The organism is Chamaesiphon sp. OTE_20_metabat_361, from assembly GCF_031364565.1.
Genome location: NZ_JANLWO010000476.1, coordinates 1 through 4,383 on the forward strand (window position 1 = coordinate 1; position 4,383 = coordinate 4,383).

2 protein-coding genes are annotated in these 4,383 nt (G+C 52.0%); one reads left to right on the top strand and one right to left on the bottom strand.

All coding sequences use genetic code 11. The annotated features are described in order from the left end of the window. The coding region (locus RMO35_RS13925; RefSeq protein WP_309741902.1) for a DUF2330 domain-containing protein at nucleotides 1-1,112 on the top strand (1,112 nt) is incomplete at its 5' end. 284 nt (nucleotides 1,113-1,396) lie between these two features. Here the strand turns inward: RMO35_RS13925 and pruA are convergent. Next, on the bottom strand, nucleotides 1,397-4,383 hold a 2,987-nt coding region (gene pruA / locus RMO35_RS13930; protein ID WP_309741903.1), incomplete at its 5' end, for an L-glutamate gamma-semialdehyde dehydrogenase.

A 4,383-nucleotide genomic window follows, 5' to 3' on the forward strand; every position in this document is an offset into this window, starting at 1 on the left:
GAAAACGTACCACCGTTGAGAAATTAGATGCTTTTAGTCAACCGCGATTGGTCGAATATTTCGATCCCAATCCTTGCGATGTAGAGCGTCAACGTGAGTCAGACGTGCCGGAAAGTAGTACGGCACTACCTCCTTCACCTCGAAGAACTAGCAAGCCACAAGGTAGAGATTTAGGCGTCACAGTTGAAGATACTTTTAAAGTAAATGAATATGAAATTGTGATTCTCAGTGCGAAAGAGTCTAACGGTTTAGAAACTTGGCTGCGTCAAAATGGCTATAATATTCCCAAAGGTGCGAGTGAATTGTTGAGTCCATATATCAAGCAAAAACTAAAATTCTTCGTCGCCAAAATCGATATGAAAGAATTTGACAAATCTGGCTTTCAAGTATTGCGTCCGCTTCAGATTGCCTATGAATCACCGAAGTTTATGCTGCCGATCCGCTTGGGGATGATTAACTCTCGCGGCGAACAGGATTTAGTTGTCTATATACTTTCACCGAAAGGGCAAGTAGAACTAACAAATTACCGGACAGTGAAAGTACCAACCGATAAAGCAATTCCTGAATATATTAAGTCAGAGTTTGGAAATTTTTATCAAGCAACATTTCAAAAAGTCTACGAGCGCGAGCAGAAAAAAGTTGCTTTCTTAGAATATGCCTGGAATGTCTCGAATTGCGATCCTTGTTCGAGCGATCCACCAACAGCGACAGAGTTAAAAGAAGCTGGTGTATTTTGGGAAAGTAATGGCAATATGCCGCAGCGCCGCCGAGCCGCAGGAGCCACGTTTATCACTCGCTTACACGTTCGCTATACCCGCGATAAGTTTCCTGAAGATTTGATGTTTCAAGAAACTGGTAATCAGGAGAATTTTCAGGGTCGTTACGTGATGAATCACCCGTTTAAAGGTAATCTCAGTTGCGAAGCTGGGAAAAAATATCAGCAGACGCTGCGTCCCCGATTGGAGCAAGAAGCAAGTACTTTAGCCAATCTGACTGGCTGGAGTATTCGCGATATCAATAGTAAGATTGACTTCTCGATCGCTCAACCGAAAAAAACCACGCAAAATACTCAGTTTTGGCGGAATGTTTGGGACGATAATACCGCTAAGTAGGGTTGATGGGTGGGTGTCGGGGATCTACCCACCCCGCCTTTCGAGGATGGGAGTATTAGTGAGTAGCGAAGATCTACCCACCCCGCCCTTCGGGCACCCCTCCGAGGCGGGGATTTTTTTAACAACCGCTACAGCGGGTGTTAGGGAGGCCTGAAAATTTGTCTACATGGACTCGATCTCATCCGATAACCTTCGATCGGTAAATCCCCTCCTCGGAGGGGTGCCCAACGGGCGGGGTGGGTGAATCTCCGCTACCAGCCAACTAAAACCGTGGAGATTCAATCTCAGTCTACACCGTCGATCGGGGCGAAGCCTTGGCGTTGGATATTTTCAGTTACCGTGCGGGGATCGAGGAATTGGAGGAGGTAATCGGGGCCTCCCGCTTTGGAGCCGACTCCCGATAGTTTATAGCCGCCAAAGGGTTGCCGTGCCACGATCGCGCCTGTGATAGTACGATTGATGTAGAGATTTCCTACTTCAAATTCGACTTTGGCTCGATCGATATGGGAAGGGGTGCGCGAGTAGAGTCCGCCAGTGAGGGCGAAGTTGGTGCCATTGGCGATCTCTAAGGCTCGATCGAAGTCAGCAGCTTTCATTACCGATAATACGGGGCCGAAAATCTCTTCCTGAGCGAGGCTAGATTGCGGCTCGACCTCGGTGAAGATGACTGGCCCGACGAAATAACCTAATTCTGGAGCAGGCAGTTCTAGGGCAAGTGTGGCGATTGATTTGCCTTGGGCGATCGTATCGCGAATCCGTTGCTGGGCGGCAGCATCGATGACTGGCCCCACCTTCGTACTCGGATCGGCAGCAATGCCGACATTTAACGATGCGGTTGCTGCAACTAACCGCTCGACAAAGACATCGTAAATTGATGCTAAGACGATGACGCGGGAACAGGCGGAACACTTTTGACCGCTATAGCCGAAGGCGGAGGCGACGACCCCTTGGACGGCTTGGTCGAGATCGGCACTTTCATCGACAATAATGGCGTTTTTACCGCCCATTTCGGCAATGACGCGTTTGAGGTGTTTTTGACCCGGTTGGAGGATGGCGGCGCTGGCATAGATTTGACAGCCGACTTCTTGGGAGCCAGTGAAAACGATCGCGTGGACTGCGGGGTGTTTGACGAGGTGGGCACCGACGGTGGAGCCACTGCCAGGGACGTATTGAAATACGCCTTTGGGTAGCCCTGCATCGACCAATATTTCGCTCAATTTGGCAGCAATTACTGAGGTGACGGCGGCGGGTTTGAGCAGGACACAATTCCCTGTAACTAGTGCAGCGACAGTCATCCCCGTGGGAATGGCGAGGGGGAAATTCCAGGGCGAAATTACCAAGACGATTCCTTTGGCGCGGTAGAAATAGCGATCGGTTTCACCTGCGACATCGTAACCGACTTCGGCATCCAATCGCTCCATTTCTGCGGCATAGTACCGACAAAAATCGGCGGCTTCGGAAACTTCGACATCGGTTTGGGGGAGGGGTTTACCAGCTTCAAACACTATCCAGGCGTTGAGTTCGTGGCGACGGGCTTCGAGTAAGTCTGCCGCGCGGCGGAGGATGGCGGCACGCTCGGAAACTGGGGTGCGCTGCCAGGTTTTGAAGGCGGTTTGGGCGGCGGCGATCGCACTCTCAGCCTGGGGAATGTCGATTTGCCCGATCGAGCCGACGATTTCGGTGGGATTGGAGGGGTTGACGGAGGCAATTGTCGTCGCTGTTTGGACGCGTTCGCCGTCGATCAGCGGGAGATAGGTTTGTCCGAATTGCGCTCTGACAGCGGTAAGGGCGGTATTAGCTGCCGATCGCATTTGCTCGATCGCGTAGTCGGTATCTGGTGCCGGATCGATTCGGGTTACTGTCGAGGTAGATGAGCTGATGGGTAATGGTTTGATGATACTTTCGTCTCGATCGCCATCTCCCCATACGGGAGCTAGTAATAGTCCTTCAAGCGGTTGCTCGGAGACACTTTGACGCAGAAAAGAACTGTTAGCAGTATTTTCCAATAGTCGCCGAATCAGGTACGACATCCCCGGAATCAGGTCGCCAGAAGGACAATAAACCCGCACGCGATGACCCTGCTGGGCGAGGGCGGTTGCCAGGTTATCTGCCATCCCGTAGAGGACTTGAAATTCGAGGTGCTGGGGGGGAATATTTAGGGTTTGGGCGATCGCGATCGCGTGTGCCTGAGAGCGAACGTTGTGGCTACCAATGGCGGCGTGGAGGTACTCGTGATGTTCGAGCAGGAGTTCGGTCATCCGCTCGAAATTGGCATCTGTGGATGGTTTGTGGTTATAGACGGGGGTCGGCCAGTGATTTTGGCGGGCGGTAATTGTCTCCTGATCCCAATAGGCTCCTTTAATCAACCGGACGGTAATTGGATTGCCCCGTTCTTTTGCCCAAACGATGAGATCTTGTAAGTCCTGATAGCTATCGCGGAGGTAGGCTTGAAGGGTGATGCCAATATCGGTGCGAGCGCGAAATTCAGCTTCCAGCAGCAGGGGTTTAAGCACCGCCAGGGTTGCGTTTTTGTAGCGGTACTGTTCCATATCAAAATGTACTGCTGCCCCCACTTCCTGAGCCTTACGGAGCAAGATCCGCAGTCGCTCGCCGACTTTCGCTTGGGAACCCTGGACATCAAGGGGATCGAATTGGGAATAAAATGCCGTGAGCTTGACTGAAACCTGTACTCTAGCGGCATTTTGACCATTAGCAGCTAATCCCGACCAGCTTTTGGCGGCGGCAGTGAGTTGGGTCATCAACTCCAGATAGCGATCTAGATAATACTGGGCTTCGGTTTCGGTGACTACGGCTTCTCCCAATACATCGATCGTAAAGGTCATCGACTGGTTGCGGAGCCGCTCGATCGTTTTGAGGGTTTGCTTGACATTTTCGCCAGCGATGTATTTACGGGCGAGGGTTTCGACGGCGGTGGCGAAGGTGGTGGCGGCAAGTTGGCCGGGGATGGAGTCGGCAGCGGTGAAGTTGAGCAGTCCTTTGAGGGCTTGGGGCAATTCGACTTCGGGAACGGTCAAATATTCTTGCAGGTGGCGGGCTATTTCGGCCTTATTAGTCAGTGCTGGCAGGCAATCGATCGCGCGGAAGAGTTGGACTCTCAGGCTGGGGTTGTCCATCGTCCAGCTTAGGAGTTTGTCATCCCAGCGGAAGCGATCTTGAACTTTGGCAAAGATCGATCGCTTTTCGGTGGTGGCGGCGAGGAGTTGCTGGGCGATGGTTTGGGTTTTGGCTTCGTAGGTGGCGGTGTCGGGGC